Source organism: Neobacillus niacini NBRC 15566 (assembly GCF_001591505.1).
Taxonomy (GTDB): domain Bacteria; phylum Bacillota; class Bacilli; order Bacillales; family Cytobacillaceae; genus Neobacillus; species Neobacillus niacini.
This window is the reverse complement of record NZ_BCVA01000043.1, coordinates 18,931-37,508: the sequence shown is the minus strand read 5'-3', so window position 1 is coordinate 37,508 and position 18,578 is coordinate 18,931. Positions and strand designations below refer to the sequence as shown.

17 protein-coding genes are annotated in these 18,578 nt (G+C 38.1%); 2 read left to right on the top strand and 15 right to left on the bottom strand.

Features of this window, described 5'->3' with window-relative positions; all coding sequences use genetic code 11:
• Positions 1–10 precede the first annotated feature (10 nt).
• The 6 genes from BANA01_RS23130 to BANA01_RS23105 all read right to left on the bottom strand — a co-directional run bounded on the left by BANA01_RS23130 (position 11) and on the right by BANA01_RS23105 (position 6,894).
• Entirely contained in the window at positions 11–2,128 is a 2,118-nt protein-coding gene (locus tag BANA01_RS23130) for an ADP-ribosylglycohydrolase family protein (RefSeq protein WP_034673353.1), read from the bottom strand.
• 20 nt (positions 2,129–2,148) lie between these two features.
• Entirely contained in the window at positions 2,149–2,991 is an 843-nt protein-coding gene (locus BANA01_RS23125; RefSeq protein WP_052106283.1) for a carbohydrate ABC transporter permease, read from the bottom strand.
• 18 nt (positions 2,992–3,009) lie between these two features.
• Positions 3,010–3,870, bottom strand: coding sequence for a carbohydrate ABC transporter permease (locus tag BANA01_RS23120; RefSeq protein ID WP_157411872.1), 861 nt, complete (start codon positions 3,868–3,870; stop codon positions 3,010–3,012).
• A gap of 92 nt (positions 3,871–3,962) precedes the next feature.
• Positions 3,963–5,309 (bottom strand): ABC transporter substrate-binding protein, encoded by a 1,347-nt coding sequence (locus tag BANA01_RS23115; protein WP_052106284.1) that lies wholly within the window; start codon positions 5,307–5,309, stop codon positions 3,963–3,965.
• A gap of 18 nt (positions 5,310–5,327) precedes the next feature.
• Positions 5,328–5,735 carry a secondary thiamine-phosphate synthase enzyme YjbQ gene (locus BANA01_RS23110; RefSeq protein ID WP_034673284.1) on the bottom strand — a complete coding sequence of 136 codons (408 nt, stop codon included), beginning with the start codon at positions 5,733–5,735 and terminating at the stop codon, positions 5,328–5,330.
• A gap of 22 nt (positions 5,736–5,757) precedes the next feature.
• The gene (locus BANA01_RS23105; protein ID WP_034673286.1) at positions 5,758–6,894 is read right to left on the bottom strand and encodes an SIS domain-containing protein; all 1,137 of its coding nucleotides are present in this window, start codon (positions 6,892–6,894) and stop codon (positions 5,758–5,760) included.
• 174 nt (positions 6,895–7,068) lie between these two features.
• Between BANA01_RS23105 and BANA01_RS23100 the strand changes: the two genes are divergently transcribed.
• The gene (locus BANA01_RS23100; RefSeq protein ID WP_052106285.1) at positions 7,069–7,815 is read left to right on the top strand and encodes a GntR family transcriptional regulator; all 747 of its coding nucleotides are present in this window, start codon (positions 7,069–7,071) and stop codon (positions 7,813–7,815) included.
• Positions 7,816–7,869: 54 nt separating this feature from the next.
• Here the strand turns inward: BANA01_RS23100 and BANA01_RS23095 are convergent, their stop codons facing one another.
• Positions 7,870–8,880, bottom strand: coding sequence for a LolA family protein (locus BANA01_RS23095; RefSeq protein WP_034673288.1), 1,011 nt, complete (start codon positions 8,878–8,880; stop codon positions 7,870–7,872).
• Positions 8,881–9,056: 176 nt separating this feature from the next.
• Complete coding sequence (acpS, locus tag BANA01_RS23090; protein ID WP_034673290.1) at positions 9,057–9,407, bottom strand: holo-ACP synthase; 351 nt, start codon at positions 9,405–9,407, stop codon at positions 9,057–9,059.
• 97 nt (positions 9,408–9,504) lie between these two features.
• On the opposite strand from acpS, the gene BANA01_RS23085 reads away from it, so the two are divergent.
• Positions 9,505–10,098 (top strand): rhomboid family intramembrane serine protease, encoded by a 594-nt coding sequence (locus BANA01_RS23085; protein WP_034673293.1) that lies wholly within the window; start codon positions 9,505–9,507, stop codon positions 10,096–10,098.
• 14 nt (positions 10,099–10,112) lie between these two features.
• On the opposite strand, the gene BANA01_RS23080 is transcribed toward BANA01_RS23085, so the two are convergent.
• From BANA01_RS23080 to BANA01_RS23050, 7 genes are all read right to left on the bottom strand, one after another.
• The gene (locus tag BANA01_RS23080) at positions 10,113–11,558 is read right to left on the bottom strand and encodes a PH domain-containing protein (RefSeq protein WP_034673296.1); all 1,446 of its coding nucleotides are present in this window, start codon (positions 11,556–11,558) and stop codon (positions 10,113–10,115) included.
• Positions 11,551–12,030, bottom strand: coding sequence for a PH domain-containing protein (locus BANA01_RS23075; protein ID WP_034673299.1), 480 nt, complete (start codon positions 12,028–12,030; stop codon positions 11,551–11,553). The genes BANA01_RS23080 and BANA01_RS23075 overlap by 8 nt, the downstream gene beginning before the upstream one ends.
• Before the next feature lie 64 nt (positions 12,031–12,094).
• Positions 12,095–13,054, bottom strand: a complete 960-nt coding sequence (gene uvsE / locus BANA01_RS23070) for a UV DNA damage repair endonuclease UvsE (protein ID WP_034673301.1) — start codon at positions 13,052–13,054, stop codon at positions 12,095–12,097.
• Positions 13,055–13,476: 422 nt separating this feature from the next.
• Entirely contained in the window at positions 13,477–14,988 is a 1,512-nt protein-coding gene (gene cshA / locus BANA01_RS23065; RefSeq protein ID WP_034673304.1) for a degradosome RNA helicase CshA, read from the bottom strand.
• Positions 14,989–15,217: 229 nt separating this feature from the next.
• On the bottom strand, positions 15,218–15,907 hold the full coding sequence (locus BANA01_RS23060) for an alpha/beta hydrolase (RefSeq protein ID WP_034673307.1): 690 nt from the start codon (positions 15,905–15,907) through the stop codon (positions 15,218–15,220).
• A gap of 92 nt (positions 15,908–15,999) precedes the next feature.
• The gene (locus BANA01_RS23055) at positions 16,000–17,385 is read right to left on the bottom strand and encodes a UDP-N-acetylmuramoyl-tripeptide--D-alanyl-D-alanine ligase (RefSeq protein WP_034673310.1); all 1,386 of its coding nucleotides are present in this window, start codon (positions 17,383–17,385) and stop codon (positions 16,000–16,002) included.
• Positions 17,386–17,444: 59 nt separating this feature from the next.
• Positions 17,445–18,524, bottom strand: a complete 1,080-nt coding sequence (locus BANA01_RS23050) for a D-alanine--D-alanine ligase (RefSeq protein ID WP_034673313.1) — start codon at positions 18,522–18,524, stop codon at positions 17,445–17,447.
• Between the last annotated feature and the right edge of the window lie 54 nt (positions 18,525–18,578).

The following is an 18,578-nucleotide window of genomic DNA, read 5'->3' as shown; positions in this document are numbered from 1 at the left end:
ACCCCCCTGATTATCTGGACGATACTTTAAATCCATTCGCGAGAATCGCCCCTGAATGAACGACAAATCCCGCACCACCGCTGGCAAACTCGTAATCTACTGCATCAAGTTCCTTAACGCCATCTACCAAGACCTCTAAATTGTGGCCATTCACGATGAACGATACAGCGTAACGCGTATCTAACTTCAAATGGAAGTCTTTATTAGCTAGTTCAATAGATTCATTGTCTTTTTGTTTTGAAATCACCAATTTATCTTTGTAAAATAAAACGGAATAATATCGTTTATGACCATTCGCTCTTGCCACTAATCCGGCAGACTCTTGATTGGTAAAAATAAGTTCTGAGGAAACACGATAATTGCTCCATTCCTTTGAACCGGTTGTTACCACTCCATTATCACTTGAATGTGAAACAGAAAACGTTTCAGCAAAATCAGGATTAAATTGATCTGCAGAACTCATAAACGATTTAATCCAAGTGGTATTGGTCGTCCAAGGTGTTAAGCCTGGAGTTAAATCGAGCGATTTTTTCAGTTCAAAAGATTTTGGCGCTTCATTCCAGTCAATCGTTTTGATCACGATGCGGCCATCTAATCTTTCGTTGCTGGTTAGTCTTATCCCTAATCGATAAATGGCGTGTCCTTTCGTATTAGGAATGGACCATCGTAATTGATTGCTGCCTTTCACCAAACTATACACATCACTATAGATCGTTTGAACTTTATCCTCTTGATCATAGATGTCAATAAAGAACGTTAAAGCTGGGTGCTTTTCATTCAGCGAAAGTACTTCTACTTCAATTTCTTGGGTTGAATACAAGCTAGGGGAAGCCAACACTTCAAAATAGCTTGTCCCTTCTTTTCCTCGAGATTCCAGCTCTATAAACGTATCGACAGAAACAGAGGAATGGTTTCCTTTGGCTAAATGATCAAATTCAATCACTAAACCATTCTCATTTGAAATAGTGTTATAGTTATATAGCTTTGTAGTTGTTAATTCTTCCAGAGTGTCATCATAAAGGGTAAAACCTTGTGTTGAACCAGGGTATTCAAATGAAAAGCGTTTCATTTTAGCCGGTAACTCTTCTCCATTTAACGCATAGGCTGCTTTTACAACTTTCCTTGTCTCTATTACCGCATCGGTTATGCAGCTGCCGCCATCAGAAGAAACAACATACATTCGGTCTGAAACCGCTTTTCGATAATCAGGCCCTTGGCTGATTCCCTCTAATCCTAAACGGATTCCATTTAAGCAGCCTACATTTCCAGCATTACAATCCGTATCCCACCCAGCTGATGCTGCAATCATAATCGACTTTTGTAAGTCATCACCGCCCATGAGTAAGGCCATAATGACCACTAAGTGATTGGTCACCATTGGACAGCTTCCAGGATATTTGTCGTAGCCATGATTTTGTGAAATCCACTCGCGAACCTCTCTCCAGTCCGAAGTCTTGTTACATTCTTCGCGCAAGTCTGTAATGACCTTCGTCAGTTCCTCATTATTTACAGCAGATAAAGCATTTGTAAGTAACTGATCAATATCCCGTTCCTCAAATGCACTTGCTTCCATATGTGCCAATAAACATGCCGCGTCAACAGCTATTCCATCGTGGCTGACACTTGCCGCTTTTCTTGCAAATTCTACTGCTAATTCTGGATTATTAGGCGTTGCTAAAGCCCAGCTGTCAATAAAAATTTGCGCACCTATCTGTTCAGACATACTTTTTCCATTCAATTCACTTGATCCGCTCATCGGTGCATTTATTCCATTTTTCAGTCGAAGATAAGCGGTATGTTCGGTTGATCTTGATAATCCGCCCCACCATAGAACGGTTTGATTTTCAATAATATAGTTAAGCCATGTATCACCTATTTGCGCTGCTGTTAACTCTCTACTAAATTTATTATCTTCCAACGAGCGAAAGAAAACGAAGGTTCCGGAAATATCATCATCAGGTACAATTAACGGAACTCCAACCTGTCTGTGCACAAAGTGATTCACATCATAAAAGGATTCTTTGATCGCCTCATACGTCCAGCCTTCTATTGGCCTTCCTAAATAGACACCGATGATTTTCCCCAAAACTCCCGAATAAATCTGATTTTCATACTTTGAGATACTCATTTTAAGGTCACCCATTTCTTTTATCCTTTAACCGACCCACTAACCAAACCATCAATAAAGTATTTTTGTACTAGTAAGAAAAAGATAACTAACGGTGCGATCATTAATACAGACGCCGCCATCATTAATCCTTGATTGGTGTTGTACGTATTATTCAATGATAAAAATCCTAAGGTAGCAGTGAAATTTTCCTGCCCTTGTAGAAAGGTAGATGTAATCAGAAATTCATTCCAAACCGCTATTCCAACAATGACACTAACTGTAATCAGTCCCGGTCTTACGAGAGGAAACATGATTTTTGTCAGAACATCAAAAGTGGAAGCACCGTCTATTTTTGCCGATTCCTCTAATTCACCAGGAATATTCATAAAAAAGGTACGCATTAAGAAGGTGGCAAGTGGCATATTTACAGCCGCCAAAATGAAACTAACTGCGAAGATGTTTCCGATCAAATTAAATTTGGCTAATACAAAATATAACGGGAATAGAAATAACTGAATCGGGATGGTCATCGCAACCATGAAATAGATCGTTACTCCTTTTTCTGCTTTAATCCTCTTCCCAGCTAAGACATACCCTGCAAGCGATGCGGCAATTAACACAATCACAATGGTTGTCCCAGTCAGCAATAGACTATTAATAAACCCTGTGCTTAAATTAGCTGCATTCCACGCCTCAACATAATTAGAAAAATTCAATTGTTTTGGCCAGGACAAAGGATTTCTTAATATTTCTGTTTGATTTTTAAAACTATTAATCAACACAAGTGATAATGGAGCTAAAGCAGTTATAGAAAAAATGATGAGAATGGCATGGGAAAAGGCCGACTTCTGTCTTGTCTTAGCCAACGTCCTGCTTTTCATTGTCATCCCTCCAGAAGTTTAATTTTTCAGTTCATTCCTACTCATCCATATGTAGAAGCAAGAAGCTAATAATCCGAAGAAACTCATAAATAATGCGATTGCCGCCGCTTTCCCTACTTGAAAAGCAGAAAACGCAAATGTATAAGCATACGTACTTAACATTTCAGTTGCATGCGAAGGTCCGCCGCCAGTAAGTAAATAAACATAATCAAATGTAAGGAAAGAGAAAATAATAATCATGATAAACAAAATATTAAATGTCGGCTTAATCGTTGGAAAATACACGTATCTAAAAAGCTGCCAGCCATTACAACCTTCGAGGTGGGCTGCCTCAATTTGATCTAGTGGAGTTTGTCTTAATGCAGCTAGAAAAACAACCGTCAAGAATCCCCAATAATGCCAAACATCTACGGCTGCTACTGCATACAAAGCTGTATTCATGGATGATAGTGGGGAATCAATCGGAATTCCTGCCTCCTGTAAGTAGCCAACAACTCCAGAAACTGGGTTGAAGATGATGTTTAACCATAAAATTGCATTGGTGGTAGGTGCTAGAATATAAGGAAATAGAAAGATTAATTGATAGACACTCTTCGTTCTTTTTCTTTTTAATAGCAACATTGCTGTTAAAAGCCCAATGACGATCGGAATGGTGATAAAAATTAACGTCCATTTAACGTTATTGAATAAAGCCTGCCAAAAGATGCTGTCTACAAACAATTCATTAAAATTTTGTAATCCAATAAATTCTGGTGTTGTTGAAACCCCATTCCAATCGGTAAAGGATACAATGATTGTTAATAATCCTGGAATAAACACGATTAAAAGACTAATAAGCAATGCTGGAGATAGTAAAAAGTAATTTAATGCTTTTCTCATCAGCCATTGACACCTCTCTACTTCCATGACGTATAAGTAAAATTTCTTTCAGCGGAGGTTCTGCTTATCCCTCCGCTGAATCCAAACTGTTATTATTTAGCAGGTTCCGGTGTTGGTGGAACTAATCCTTTTTCTTTTTCTTTATCAAACTCTTTTTGAGCTTTCTCCATTAATTCTTTACTTGTCATTTGTCCGTTCCAAATCGATTCAATATCTAAGAAAATTTGTTGTGTTGCTGGTGGTAAAAATACACCTGTATAATAGCCAAAGTGTCCCTTATTAACTCCCTCAACCATGCTTTGAATTGCCTCTGCGTATCCTTTTGACAATTCTGGCATATTACTCGTATCAATCTGAAGATCTTTTAATGGTACTCCCCAATATCCAGGCCATGATTTTGTCATCTCATTCATAAACTCATTTGTCATCATCGAATCTAAAATTTTTGCTGCCTCATCTTTGTTTTTTGATTTCGCATTAATAGAAAACGTCGCTGTTACACCTAAAGTATATTGCGGCTCACCAGTTTCGTTATTCATGGTTGGGAATGGCATGAAACCTAAATCCTTAGCCTTATCTCCTGAAAAAGAATGAGAAGCAAATTGATAGACTAAAGATGGACCAAAGAAAAATGGAGCCTTTTCATCCGCGAGTAATTGAGTTGATTCATTAAATGTAAGATTTGGATAATCCTTTCCTGCTAAATAACCCTTTTTATACCATTCAGCAGATTTATCTAACGCTGCAATAATCTCAGGATCCGTCCACTGTGTGTCACCAGTTAAGGCTTCATATACTTTTGCACCGCCAGCAAAATGGGTTAGGAATAAGGAGGAGTAATTTTCATTAACTGGTTTCCACCCTTTGTTTCCTGTTACCGAAGCATACATTCCCTTTTCCATGGCTTCATCCATAATTTTCACTAAATCCTCTATCGTTTTTGGTTCAGCCCAATTGTTATCCTTTAAAACTTTCTTGTTATAAAAAATCCCAATTGTATTTAAAGAATTACCTAAACTATAAAGACTTCCATTCACTGTACCTGATTGATAAATAGGTTCTACAATACGATCCTTCCATCCATATTGTTCAGCATACTTATCTAAATTTTCAATTTTTCCAGCCTCTGCTAAAGGGATGACAAATGATGGACCTGAACCATATACAATATCCGGACCTTGTCCTGAAGAAAGAGCTACTGAAATATCCTTATCAACAGAATTTCTAAATTCTACCGTTAATTCGTACTTATCTTGAGATTTGTTGTATTTATCAACTAAAACCTTCTTCATTGTTTCTTGATGTTCTGGAGGGGCTCCCCAAAACCACATCGTAATTTTTTCTTTCCCACCTGATGTATTTTCACTTTTACTTGAACAACCTGAGACGAATAACATCACCATGAAAATCGCAATAAATCCAACAAATTTCTTTGACATTTTTGTATTCCCCCATTTTTATTTATCTGATTGAACTTTTACATAAAACTCTCTATTTCTTGGCCCATCAAACTCAAGAAAATAAATTCCTTGAGAATGTCCAAGTAGTAATTCACCATTCTCAATAATTAAACTCATTGAAACTCCAATTAATGATGATTTGATATGACCAGCTGCATCTTGGGGTGTGTCATGTTGATGTTTAAAGTCAATTCTAGTTGGAACAATTCTTCTTATTTCATCCTGTAAATCTTCTAAACCTCTTGGATCCCAAAATGAGGTAATGGTTAAACCTGCCGTTGTATGTGGTGTATAGATAGTACAAGTACCACTTTCCACACCACTGCTCTTAACAAATTCAACAATCTCATCGTTTAATTTGACAACATCATGTTCTGCCGTTTGTAATTTAAAGTTTTTTAACATTAGTTTGTCCTCATTTCGGTACTTATTTTATAATGATTTCACTATTTTTAACTGCATTGCCATTTTGAGCAAATGACCAATTATCCTTACATCCCCTGCCATCTTCTTCACCAATAATTTTGGCAATATATCCACTTAGCAAGGCCAATGGAACAAATTGTGTTAAAGGAATAGAGATCGGATATTTTGATATTGGTGTAGCGATTACCGTGCAGTCTTCCGAGAACACGTCTTCCTTTATATCTGAAATCACTAGTGTAGGTCGTCCTAATTCGATTGAATATCCTATGGTTTCAAGCGCCCGAGATAAGCATGGGTTAGAAGAATTCGCCACCATCACAGTCCCTATTTTCGAGAAGTTTCTCATAAAGAAATTAAGATGGAGCCATTCTTCGGTATTCACATGCATGGCATACTTTCCTGCCGCTTCAAATATCTTTGCGTGACCATACCATGCTGCAGCATAGTCAAAACCTGAACCGACAAAATCAAACGCTTCCATTTCTGACCAATTTAATGCTAGTTCTAATGTTTTACTATCCATTAAAGGCAGTGATTCTTCTAAAAGATCTGCTTGTGTTAAAATGTCCCTTCGATAATCCATCGCTACATCCATCGTGTATTTTCCTCTAACCTCACCAATCCTAATAGCCAAAAGCAATAACGATAGAACCGAAACTAAATAACTTCGAACTCCAGGACTTGGTTCAAAGGATGGAATCTCCAAATCTAATGTCTTTTTTGCCGATTTTCCAAGATACGACTGTTTGTTGGCGGTAATTCCAATGGTATATGCGCCATATTTATTAGCTCGTTCTACCGATTCTCCTACTCTCGCAACAGTGCCTGAATGACTTACTGCAAAAATGAATGGATTATTTGGCGAATTCCCCAATTGGTTAGTTGCATACAATCTACTTAATTCAATGGAGGTAACAACTTCAGTTGGAATCCCTGTTAACAGTTCAAAAATATGTTTTGTTGCTAATCCAGCCGCAAAAGAATCCCCACATCCTGTAATAATAATTTTCTGTATTGAAAATATTTCGGGAGTCGTTAAGAGCTTTCTTGTTTTTGGTTCTAAGTCCTCATACTGTTGTCTAATCAATGACGGTAAACTATACACTTGATTTTTCATTGCATTTTCATGTTTGCCCATAATGCCCTCCTAAGAATGATCTCTAACTTGTATTAACAATAACACAAGCATACAACTATTATCAATAATTATTTTTAAACTCAGTAAATTCAATATATTTCCTGTTTTGTGTTATACTTATTTCAAGTACGTTGTATAGACAACAATACAAACAAGAAAATGGAGGGTATGTTTTTGTACTCTAATCGAATATTTATCGACAAAGATTCACCTGTTCCAATCTACCATCAAGTTGCAACTAGTATTCGGGAACGCATTATGAAAAACGAATGGAAAGAGGATGAGAAGATTCCTTCAGAGGCAGTACTTACGAAGGAGTATGATATTAGCCGCGTTACCTTACGACAAGCTCTAAATGTGTTGGATATGGAAGGAATTATTAAAAAGATTCAAGGTAAAGGTGTTTTTGTTAAATATAATCCTAAACCTTTTGTGCATGATTTCAGTCTGCCTACTGCTATGAGTTCCAAATTGGAGCAGAGTGGGCATAATCTTAATCCCGTTTTACTAACCTCCACTCGCTGTGGCCCAATATCTCATGTTAATGAACTATTAAAGATCTCTGAATCTGAGAATTTAGTCTATATAAAACGTCTGTTTTTATTTAATAACAAACCGATCGGGTTAAATAGATCTTGGCTGGCTGAATCAATGGTTCCTGAAATCACAGAGAAACCATTATTGAGTAATAGTCTAAGTAAGACGCTTGCACAAACCTATAATCTAACACCTGCATCCTTAGAAAACTCTTTGCAATCCATTATTCCAAATGCAGCTGATTTAAAGCTTTTGAATGTCCAATACACAGTACCTGCTACTCTATTAAAGAGTGTTTCTTATTTAAATGACCGCACTCCACTGGAATATTCTGAAACCATTTGGTTAGGGGAAAGTGTAAAGTTTACTTTTAACACAAACTAAAAGCACGCAGCACAAAAAACAGGCCCTTTTTTAAAGAGCCTGTTTCTTTAGCTTTTATTTTTCTATATCCCCTTGGACAGTTCTTGCAATCTCAACAAGTTCTTTTTCGGTTAAGTCATTCGAGGCAATCATATAGTCTACACCATCCATGGTCCACGTAATCGAACCTTCAGATACCGCACCGATGGTCACACCTAAATCAACTAAGTCTCCATCCACATATGTTGGTGATGCAGAAGCTTCTTTCACAGTTACCTTTTCTTGTACAAGTGTAAACGACTTTTCACCCTCATACGTTAAGACAACACGCTTGCCATTTTCAAGTTTCACTTCTTTTTCATCTATTAATTTTGCGCCTAAATCAGATGTAGGATATTTAACGGTAAATGCCGTGTCCTTGCTATCTGCCATCACAGGCAGGTTAAGATCCGCACGAGTCATATTCTTTTTCATATCAAAATCACTGTCGTCGAAGCTTGCATTAAATTTAACCTTAGAAAATTCCACTGTCACAAGAGCATTTCGATCAGGATCCATTACTTTTACAACCGCAGGTGATAAATCTTCTTTGTTAAGTTTAATTTCTTGAATTGGCAACATACTATTGTTTTGATAGCGAGTTTTTGTTTCAAATACATAATGTTCTTTCGTAGAAGAAAATTTCGCTTCTTTATCCTCAACGATGTCTTTGATCAATGATTCGTATAAATAGGCCTGGCTGCTGTTTTGCGGCCAATCACTTTGGAATTTGAAACTCTTCTTAAGAGCTGGAGTTAACACAAATACTCCTTCATTATTCCGTAAAATCATTTGGCTTTGGTCTTTTTCAGCATTTTTTAAATTAACGCGATAAAATGTTGGATCTTTATGCCAAATTTCCACGTTATATACCTGTGAATCAGCACCCATTTTTAACGTCATTTTTGCGTCTACTTTATACCCTGATAAATCATTTAGTTTTCCATTTAACTCTTTCACCACATCTTCTTTTGACTTTGAGCCACAGGCTGCTAGTAGAAAGACGACCATTAACCCCGTGATCAAAAGCAACAACCTTTTCTTCAATTCCTTCAACCCCTTCTTGTCTCATTTTCATATGAATTTAAAGAAGACTTGTCTCTCCCATTTCCCTATGAATATATGAGACAACCTTTTGGAATATGATAAAGGATTGAAAGAAAAGTAAAAGCGCCTCGAGGGGCTAGGCACGGGAACTAGACAGTCCGTGGACATCATTTTTTCTACTTTTCTTCGATTACTACCTGGGCAACAGCATAATCACGACTGTGTGAAATTGAAAGAAAACCATTGGTATCAGGTTTTACGATATAAGGCTTGCCTAGAGAATCAGTTTCAATTTCAATATCTAAAAACGATAGTTCTCTCCCTATTCCCGTCCCGGCGGCCTTTGAATAGGCTTCTTTCGCAGCAAACCTTCCCGCTAAAAATTCAATCTTCCTTCGGTCCGGAAGCTGTTCAAATGTTTGTTTTTCTTTATCAGTCAGTATTCGATCAATTAATTTTCTCTGTCTCGTGACAATCTCTTCAATCCTTGAAAGTTCGATTATGTCAATTCCAATCCCTTTAATCATGGCTAGGTCCCCTTCTATTTATATTAAACAATGCATAATAGTACAACAGGAGCAAAATTCAGTCTATTATAGAGGTAAGTCTATTCAGGAGGTCATTATGTTTACGAGAACAGAAAGTTTTCGCGAATTTATCCGTTATTATCCAGTTGTTTCTACTATTATTGCCATCCATTTCCTATTATATCTTTTTACTGCCTTACCTATTTTTCCAAACTTTTGGTTTAAATCCACCTTTTCAGGGGTGAACCTCTATATTACGGAAGGGCAATATTGGCGGTTGGTAACCCCCATTTTTATGCATGGCGGTTTTACTCATGCTTTATTTAACAGTTTTTCACTTGTCCTTTTTGGCCCAGCACTTGAAAGGCTGCTAGGGAAAAGTAAATTCGTATTGGTTTATCTTGTTTCCGGCATCCTAGCTAATATAGCGACACTGCTGCTTGAACCGTTAACATATGTACACGTTGGATCAAGCGGAGCCATCTTCGGATTATTTGGTTATTATATTAGCATCATTCTCTTTCGTAAGCATATGCTCTCACAGCAAAACTCTCAAATAATCCTTACAATTTGTGCCCTAAGCTTAATCATGACCTTTATACAGCCCAATATTAATATTACCGCCCATATATTCGGATTAGCAGGTGGATTTTTACTAGGAGCTATTTTTTATAATAAAAAAAGGGGTTGAGCCATTTATTGGGTTCAATCCCTTTTTTCAGATTCCCTCGAAAACCAAGTGTAGACCTTTTTCACATCATTTCGGTCCATATCGCTTACACGGCCTCCCGCACCACCAAAGCCCACTTTCACAAAAGCCTCTAATGTCACCAGGTCTTTCCTTCTCTGAAAATAACTTTCTTTCAATTCTAGAACTTGAAGTTTACTTTTCTTAATAAACACAGTGGTCCGTACCATAGTTCGATAACGAAGACTCAATTGCTGCTCTTCCAATCTCCAGCCGGCGTCCTTATATTTTAATACTCCCCAGATTGTTACTAGGGCAAGAATAAGCAAGGAAAGAAGGCCCCAACCCTTTAGAAAAACTATTGAAGCGACAGCAAGTGGAACGATTATGATCCAGCTTCGAAAAACATATCGGTTCATGGCTCTTTTAGGAACGGGCGTGAAATTTGAAGCGAACCGATAATCCGTAAGAACTGGCCCTAAAATTTTTTCAATGTCCTGCAGTTTAACAAGCGGAAGCAGTAATACCTTTGAACCTTCTTTATTACTAGCTGAACCACCAGCACTTTCAACCATAACAGAACCGTAACCCAGCCATTGCCGGACGATATTTTCATTAATCCTTATGGCTTGAATTCTGGTTAACGGAATGGTAATTTGTCTTTTTTCTAATAGACCTTGAGAAATAACTAAATCATGTTCTGTTTTTGCAACTTGGAAATTTGCATATTTTAACATTGTTCCAAAAAGAGCAACAATCCACGCTGCCACAAAGCCGATAAAAACAAAAATGGCGATTACAATCATATTACTTACCGCCAATTGTCCGACGCCGCGGAATAATTTTTCGTAAGGAATAAAATCATCCAACTGAGAGAAAAAGGCCAATACAGCTGAGATTACGACCCCTACTCCTCCTGAGGTAAGTGATAATAAAATAAGCTGTGCCGAAGTCATTTTGAATACTGTGTGATTAGAAGGTTCTTGAACATCTTCAATGTCTGGAACAGAAGGATTTTTAGCTACAGCAACATACTCTTGTATATAGCGTGCCTCTGATTTAGAAATGGCTGACAGAACTGCCTCTGCCTCATCGGTTCCGCTCCCGCCAGCTGTTTCAATCCGAACTTTTACCATCCCACATAAACGCTGAAGAATCCCCTCTGAAATATCCAGACTTTGGATACGTTCCAACGGAATATACCTTTTCTTCCGGACAAAGACGCCGTATTCTATTCGAAGTTCATTCTCCTCTAACCGGTAAGTATAGCGCAGCCATGAAAGGATGCTGATTAGAATAATTCCTATAATCACAATAGCGGAAGCACCAAAAAGCAGCAGCTTCCCGCCATCACCTTTATTCCAAATAAAGAACAATGCGATAAATGAAAAAATAAAATCCTTAACTCTCTTACCGATCGTTAACACAATCACAATGGGATGGAGCCGTTTTGGTTCAGACATCTTCATCCGCCACCCTTGCTAGATTAGAAATAAAGCGCCTTAATTCTTCCGCTTCACTCTCTTCTAATGCAGGAATTTCATGAGCTGTTGCTGCCGTATTAATAATGACGGAGGCTAATTGATAATTACGCAAAATTGGTCCCTGCACAGTATCTACATGCTGTACTCTAACCATCGGAATCAATGTCCGCTTCACAATAAAGATTCCTTCTTGAAGCTCAATTTCCTCTTCCCTAACCTCATAACGCCAACGCTTCCATCTAAGTGATGGTAATAAGTAAATAATAAAATACGAAGAAATAAGTTCAATTGCGATTAATAATGGTGATATCCAAAATGGACCCTTAAAGATATGTAAAAGATATATCGCTACGCCAGCTAAAATCCAGCTGATTGCAATTTTTATCGCACCTGAGATTCTCCAAACCGTTAATGCTTTCACAGAAATTCTTTTTTGCGGCTCTAGAATCATATTTCCCCCCTACTTCCATAGTTTCCCTTAAGTATACACGGAAATGGGTCAGGAAACATCCTTGTTATTCAACTACAAAGCTAGATTGGTCTAGTACCTTAATTCCCCGGCTTTTCAGGTCATCTATCAGTTGAAAGAGTGCCGCATCTTTTTGTTTGGCTTCTATCATGCAATGGATCTCTGGTACAGTTCCTATTATTGTGTTTAAAAATGTTAAAAGCATTTCTGGATCAACAAAATCAGCATGTGCCCTAAATTCATTTTGTGAACGAGGACTTGATATATGCATTTTAACCGGAAGTGGAGAATCCCTCCAGGTAGTGACAATTCGTTCCCAATCCTGCTGCCACTCCACGTCTTCGTGATTTGCCAAATGGTGGTGATAGTCAAATACCATTGGAATCCCTAGCTTTTCACAAAGATACAGCGTTTCTTTTACTGTAAATGTTGTATCGTCGTTTTCAAGCATAATCATTTTTTGAATGGCTGGCTGGATGAATCCCCAATTGTGAATAAACTGTTCAAGCGCCATTTCTTTATCTTCGTAGCCGCCGCCTACATGTAGGACACAGCGATGCTCAGTATCGATCCCCATACCTTTTAGCAATTTCTTATGCATGACAAGTGTCTTTAGTGCGTTGGAGAGTATCTCTTTATTCGTTGTGTTAAGCACTACAAAATGGTCAGGGTGAAAATCAACCCGCATGGGGTGGAGGTTAAGATAGTCACCAATCCTTTTTAAAGATTCCTTTAGTGGTTTAATATAATCCCAATCCAGCAACTCCTCGTGGTTAGCAAGAGGAATCAGGCGGGAGCTTAGGCGAAAGAAATGAATTTGATTCCCAGCATTGTGTTTTAATAACCGAAGGCAATTATCTATATTTGACTCAGCAATTCGCTCAAGCTTACGAATAGCTGCATCACGGTCTTTAATTTTGCTAAATTGTGCAAATGTCATCGTTTGAGAAGGCGAGGCGTTCTGAAGCTCCACACTCATTGCAACATAACCAAGTTTAACAATCATCTTAATCACTCCTAACAAGCTGTTACCATTAATGTTCCCAATATACAATTGTAAAATAGAGGCTTGTTAAACTTGTCTGTTGATTTCTTTTCCTCCTTAGCCTCAAATACTTGTTCATATGATGAGTCTGTTAATTTTGAGAAGTGGATACCTTACTATTGTTTAGTGAATACTCGTTACCGTTTACCCCCAAAATATCGCTGTACAGGCACGAATAGACTCTATTTGTTACCTTTTTAATTAAGTTTCCTCTGCACGGGCACGAATAACTATTATTCGTTACCGTTTTCACTTAAAGTGCCGCGGTACAGGAACGAATATCCTATCCGTTCCAAACCAGCTCCAATACACACTCCTTTTTCCTAAAACAAAAGCCAAAAAAAGAGAGCACGGACATTATATGCCCATGCTCTCTTACATTATTATCGGTTAAAGCTTCTTGGTTTTGATGATTTTCCTGATGTGCGTGTTTCACCTGTTCTTGGCTTTCCAGGTGCCTTTTTACGATCACGATTACCGCCGCTGCGTTCCCCGCCACGAGATGAATTATAGCCGCCTCTATTGTCGTCTCTTCTTCTGCGGTCACGATCTTGCGGCTTTCTGTCTCTCTTAGAATGAAGCGGTGCTTCTTCCGTTAACTTTACCGGAGTTTGATCTGGTTCTTTTGTTAACATTTTCAAGACTGCTGCAATGACAGTTGAAGCATCATTTTCTTCAAGTAATTCGTTGGCAGCTCGTTTATAATACTGAAGATTATTTCCTTCAATTGTTTGAACAATCTTATCGACTACTGCGCGTTGCTGACCTTCTAACGCTTCATCAAGTGTAGGAGCAGTCATTCTCTCCATCTTACGCTTCGTTGTTCTTTCTAAAATTGAAAGGTAAGACTTCTCACGCGGTGTGATGAATGTCAGTGCCATACCAGATTTACCGGCACGTCCTGTACGACCGATACGGTGCACATAGCTTTCTGGATCTTGCGGGATATCAAAGTTGTAAACATGTGTTACACCAGAAATATCTAGACCCCTTGCAGCTACATCCGTTGCAACAAGGACATCAATCGTTCCTTCTTTAAATTTACGAAGGACTTGAATACGCTTTGCCTGTGTTAAATCTCCGTGAATTCCTTCAGCAGTATAACCTCTTAACGTTAGTGCTTCAGATAATTCATCAACACGGCGTTTTGTCCGTCCGAAAATAATTGCTAATTCAGGTGATTGGATATCAAGCAGTCTTGTTAAAACATCAAATTTATTTTTTTCCATTACCTCTAGGTAATATTGTTCAATCGCAGGAACTGTCATTTCCTTTGTTTTAACTCGAACAATTTGTGGATCCTTCATAAATTTCTCTGCCATTCTCTGGATTGGAGCTGGCATTGTAGCAGAGAAAAGCAATGTTTGTCGTTCTGCCGGTGTTGCTGCAAGAATCGATTCAATATCTTCAATGAATCCCATATTTAGCATTTCATCCGCTTCGTCAAGAATAACAGTATTTACTGTGTCAAGACGCATAGTTTTTCTGTTGATATGATCTAATACACGTCCAGGTGTACCAACAATAATATGTGGGAATTTCTTTAATGAACGGATTTGGCGGCTGATGTCCTGTCCTCCGTAAATGGATAAAACGCGGACTCTTTTACCAGAACCGATTTTATAAAGCTCTTCCGAAACTTGAATTGCAAGCTCACGAGTAGGAGCGATAATGATCCCTTGAATCGCGTCCTTCGTTACATCAATTTTTTCAACCAAAGGAATACCAAATGCAGCTGTTTTACCAGTTCCTGTTTGGGCCTGCCCAATCAGATCCTTGCCGGCTAAGCCCATCGGAATTGTTTCTGACTGAATTGGTGTAGCTTCCTCAAAACCCATTTTAAGGACAGCCTGTAAAGTTGCCTGACTTAGGCCTAAATCTTCAAACTTTGTCAATGTTTTCATTCTCCTTCATTTATATAAAAATTTAATCTATGTGCTGAATACTTGTGATTCGCATCAAAATGCCGTAACTAGGTAACATCTTTATTTTACCAAAAAAAAGACATCCCTCCAAAGGAGTATGCCCTATTTTACTCGTTCTTTAGACACGTTGCTGATAATCATAACATTATTACAAGTATATTGCAATTAATGTGGTTTATTTACGAGTCCCATATCAGCATTACTGCTCCATCAAAAAGTCATAAACTTGGGAAAATAGGGCCTCTTTTTCCTGACAGTGACAAATATGATGGCTAGAATCCTTAATATACGTAAGTCTTTTTGTTTTCGCATTTATTGTCCGGTATAAGTATTCAGCACTTTTGGGAGGGACGATACCGTCACACTCTCCCTGTGCAATTAGCGTTGGCACTTCTACTTGAGGGAGAAGTGGTTTGATGTAAGAAACAAGTCTTCGAAATTGGAAAGTCGCTTTTATGGGAGTTGCTTTTATTTTTCTTTTGTAACGTTGAAATAATTCATTTTCTTCTAAGTTTCCTTTAAATAAATCAACCATCATTGATTTAATTTCACTTGCCATCTGTTTTGGGTTTAGATAATAAGCAGCTGCACTAAGTAGTACAAGCTTGTCCACAGGGTATTTTGCAGCCAGGAGGCTTGCAATCATGCCGCCCATAGAAAACCCAATTACATAAACTTGATCACAGGTTTCAATCAATTTCTTTAATTCAGACTCTGCATGTTCTATCCATTGTTGATAATGGATATCTTTTAGTGACAGATTTTCGCCATGGCCAGGAAGAGTAGGGACACTGAATACCCAATCCGTATGCTGCGTTAAATACTCAGCAAGCGGTTCTACTTCATATGGTGCCCCTGTAAAGCCATGAATACATAAACAGCCAATCAAAATTCTCCACCTACTTTGCTCTATAAATGAATTATTTTTCTTTAGTGTTCCATTAACAGCACTTAGCATACAGTCTAGACTTCGGTCTTTTATTAATCCTGCTTTTGTTGTAAGGCGGTCACAATTTCCTCAAGTTTCATCCCTCTTGAAGCTTTTACTAGTACTAAGGTACGGTTGTCTACTTGCTTCTCTAATACTTTAATTAACTCATTTTTATCGGTAAAAGAAAAAACTCTTTGTTTTCCTAGAGCGGATCGTGCACCTTCAGCCATATGTTCCGCTAATTTCCCATAGGTGAACAACAAATCTATCTTATCAGGATTCAATCCTTCGCCGATTTGCTGATGATACTGTTCTTCTTGAGGCCCTAATTCAAGCATATCACCGAGGACGAGGATAATTTTTTCATAACCTTTTAAATGTGAAACTAGTTCAATGGCAGCCATCATGGAGGTAGGACTGGCATTATAGGCATCGTTGATGATTTTTTCACCATGACTACCTTCTACTAACTCCATTCGCATATTGGTTAGTTTTACACTGGTTAAACCTTCATTCATTTTTTCAAATGGCACATCAAAGTAATGAGCAATAATCATGGCAGCAAGGGCATTTAATATATTATGTGTACCCAATACAGGAAGTTCGAAACTTTCCGAAGAGTTATTGATTTTAAACATATTTCCTTGTTCTAATTGAGTAATTTCTGTTGGAAAAAAGTCATTACTATCGGTTCTTCCAAATGTTTGTACGTGCACATTGCCTTTATATTTATTTATCCGTTCCATCAGAAGGGGCTCATCTCCATGAAGAACCGCTAAACCATGTTCTTTTAGACCTTGTAAAATTTCTAGCTTGGCTTCTGCAATTCCTTCTCTCGAGCCTAGGTCAAGAAGGTGGGATTCACCGATATTGGTGATGACAACTGCATCGGGAGAAGCAAGTTTTGTCAGGAAGGCAATTTCTCCTCTGCCGCTCATCCCCATTTCTAGAACCGCAATATCAGTATCCTCATCCAAACCTAAGACAGTTAAAGGCAAACCAATATGGTTATTATAATTCCCCTCGGTCTTTTGAACTTTATAGGTAGTGGATAACAAAGAATACGTCATATCTTTAGTCGTGGTTTTCCCGTTACTGCCTGTTATACCTACTACTTTTACTTGTAACTGTTTACGATATTCTCTTGCTAATTCCTGTAACGCCACTAAGCAATCCTCAACGATAAGAATCGGTAAATGCAGGGGTGGATTCGGTACATCGCTTTGCCAAAGTGCCGCAGATGCTCCTTTTTTTAAGGATTCCTCTACAAATTTATGACCATCTGAGTTTTCCCCTTTAAATGGTATAAACAGGTTTCCCCCTTCAATTTTTCTAGAATCGATTGAAACACCACTAATTTCTGTATCAGCAAAAGAGGTAATCTCATTTTTTACAGAAATCATCTCCGATATCTGCTTTAAAGTTCTTTTTATCATGTCAATCCTCCAGTAGGATATTTTAATAAAGACACGGCACTTAGCCGTGTCAATGTTTTCTAGAAGGTGTATTTAATGTTTTGCTTCTGGGCATGGCGTTCCCTTGCAAGATTTACCAATGTTTCAATCAATTGTGGATACTCAACACCCGTATGCTTCCATAACAGCGGGAACATGCTAAATGGCGTGAATCCCGGCATTGTATTCACTTCATTAATTAAAGCCTTACCATCCTTTGTTAAGAAGAAGTCCGCACGCACAAGGCCTGAGCAATCCAACGCCTTAAAGGCTTGAATAGCCATCTCTTTAATTTGCTGATACTCTTCCTTCGTGACATCCGCAGGAATGATTAAAGCTGTGTCACCGTCTTCATATTTCGCTTTATAATCATAAAAATCCTTCTTTGGAACAATTTCACCTGCAACTGAACACTTGGGATCGTCGTTCCCAAGAATACCTACTTCAATTTCACGTGCTGTAACACCTTCTTCGATGATTACTTTTCGGTCAAATTGAAACGCTTCTACAAAGGCTGCTTCTAATTCCGTTCTATTTGTACATTTGCTAATTCCTACACTTGAGCCTAAGTTGGCAGGCTTTACAAAGCAAGGGTAGCCGAGTTTTTCTTCCACTTTTGTATAAATTGACTCTTTCGCCTTTTCCCATTCTGTTCGAACGAAAGCAACATAATTTACTTGCGGAAGCCCCGCTTGTGCAAATACATTTTTCATCATAACCTTATCCATACCAGCTGCGGAAGCTAATACACCATTACCGACATAGGGCAGGTTTAACAATTCCAATAATCCCTGTACCGTTCCATCCTCACCATTTGGTCCATGAAGCAGCGGAAAAATGACATCTAATGGTTCGCTGTTTTGTTTTTGATCATTGAAAAGAGTCGGTGCCAATGATAAAGGAGATAACTGATTTTCATTTGAAAATTCTAATGCCTGAACATTTTCTGCAGGCGCAGTAAGCTGAGGTCCCTTTATCCACTGACCCTCTACATTTATGTAAATCGGATGAATTTCATATTTTTCCAGATCGAGCGCCTTAATGACCGCAAGAGCTGTTTGTAACGATACTTTATGTTCAGCGGATTTACCTCCGTATAGTAAACCAATTTTTGTTTTCATACTAAACCTCCATTTTCGCATTCACGATTTTATTTTATCACTTTTATTATTTTA

Bases quoted from the DNA above. Each gene is read 5' to 3' on its own strand.
- acpS (WP_034673290.1), bottom strand. From the start codon at position 9,407: ATGATTAAAGGGATTGGAATTGACATAATCGAACTTTCAAGGATTGAA.
- BANA01_RS23125 (WP_052106283.1), bottom strand. From the start codon at position 2,991: ATGAAAAGCAGGACGTTGGCTAAGACAAGACAGAAGTCGGCCTTTTCC.
- BANA01_RS23130 (WP_034673353.1), bottom strand. From the start codon at position 2,128: ATGAGTATCTCAAAGTATGAAAATCAGATTTATTCGGGAGTTTTGGGG.
- uvsE (WP_034673301.1), bottom strand. From the start codon at position 13,054: ATGATTGTTAAACTTGGTTATGTTGCAATGAGTGTGGAGCTTCAGAAC.
- BANA01_RS23085 (WP_034673293.1), top strand. From the start codon at position 9,505: ATGTTTACGAGAACAGAAAGTTTTCGCGAATTTATCCGTTATTATCCA.
- BANA01_RS23115 (WP_052106284.1), bottom strand. From the start codon at position 5,309: ATGTCAAAGAAATTTGTTGGATTTATTGCGATTTTCATGGTGATGTTA.
- BANA01_RS23080 (WP_034673296.1), bottom strand. From the start codon at position 11,558: ATGTCTGAACCAAAACGGCTCCATCCCATTGTGATTGTGTTAACGATC.
- BANA01_RS23075 (WP_034673299.1), bottom strand. From the start codon at position 12,030: ATGATTCTAGAGCCGCAAAAAAGAATTTCTGTGAAAGCATTAACGGTT.
- BANA01_RS23055 (WP_034673310.1), bottom strand. From the start codon at position 17,385: ATGATAAAAAGAACTTTAAAGCAGATATCGGAGATGATTTCTGTAAAA.
- BANA01_RS23120 (WP_157411872.1), bottom strand. From the start codon at position 3,870: ATGAGAAAAGCATTAAATTACTTTTTACTATCTCCAGCATTGCTTATT.
- BANA01_RS23110 (WP_034673284.1), bottom strand. From the start codon at position 5,735: ATGTTAAAAAACTTTAAATTACAAACGGCAGAACATGATGTTGTCAAA.
- BANA01_RS23105 (WP_034673286.1), bottom strand. From the start codon at position 6,894: ATGGGCAAACATGAAAATGCAATGAAAAATCAAGTGTATAGTTTACCG.
- BANA01_RS23050 (WP_034673313.1), bottom strand. From the start codon at position 18,524: ATGAAAACAAAAATTGGTTTACTATACGGAGGTAAATCCGCTGAACAT.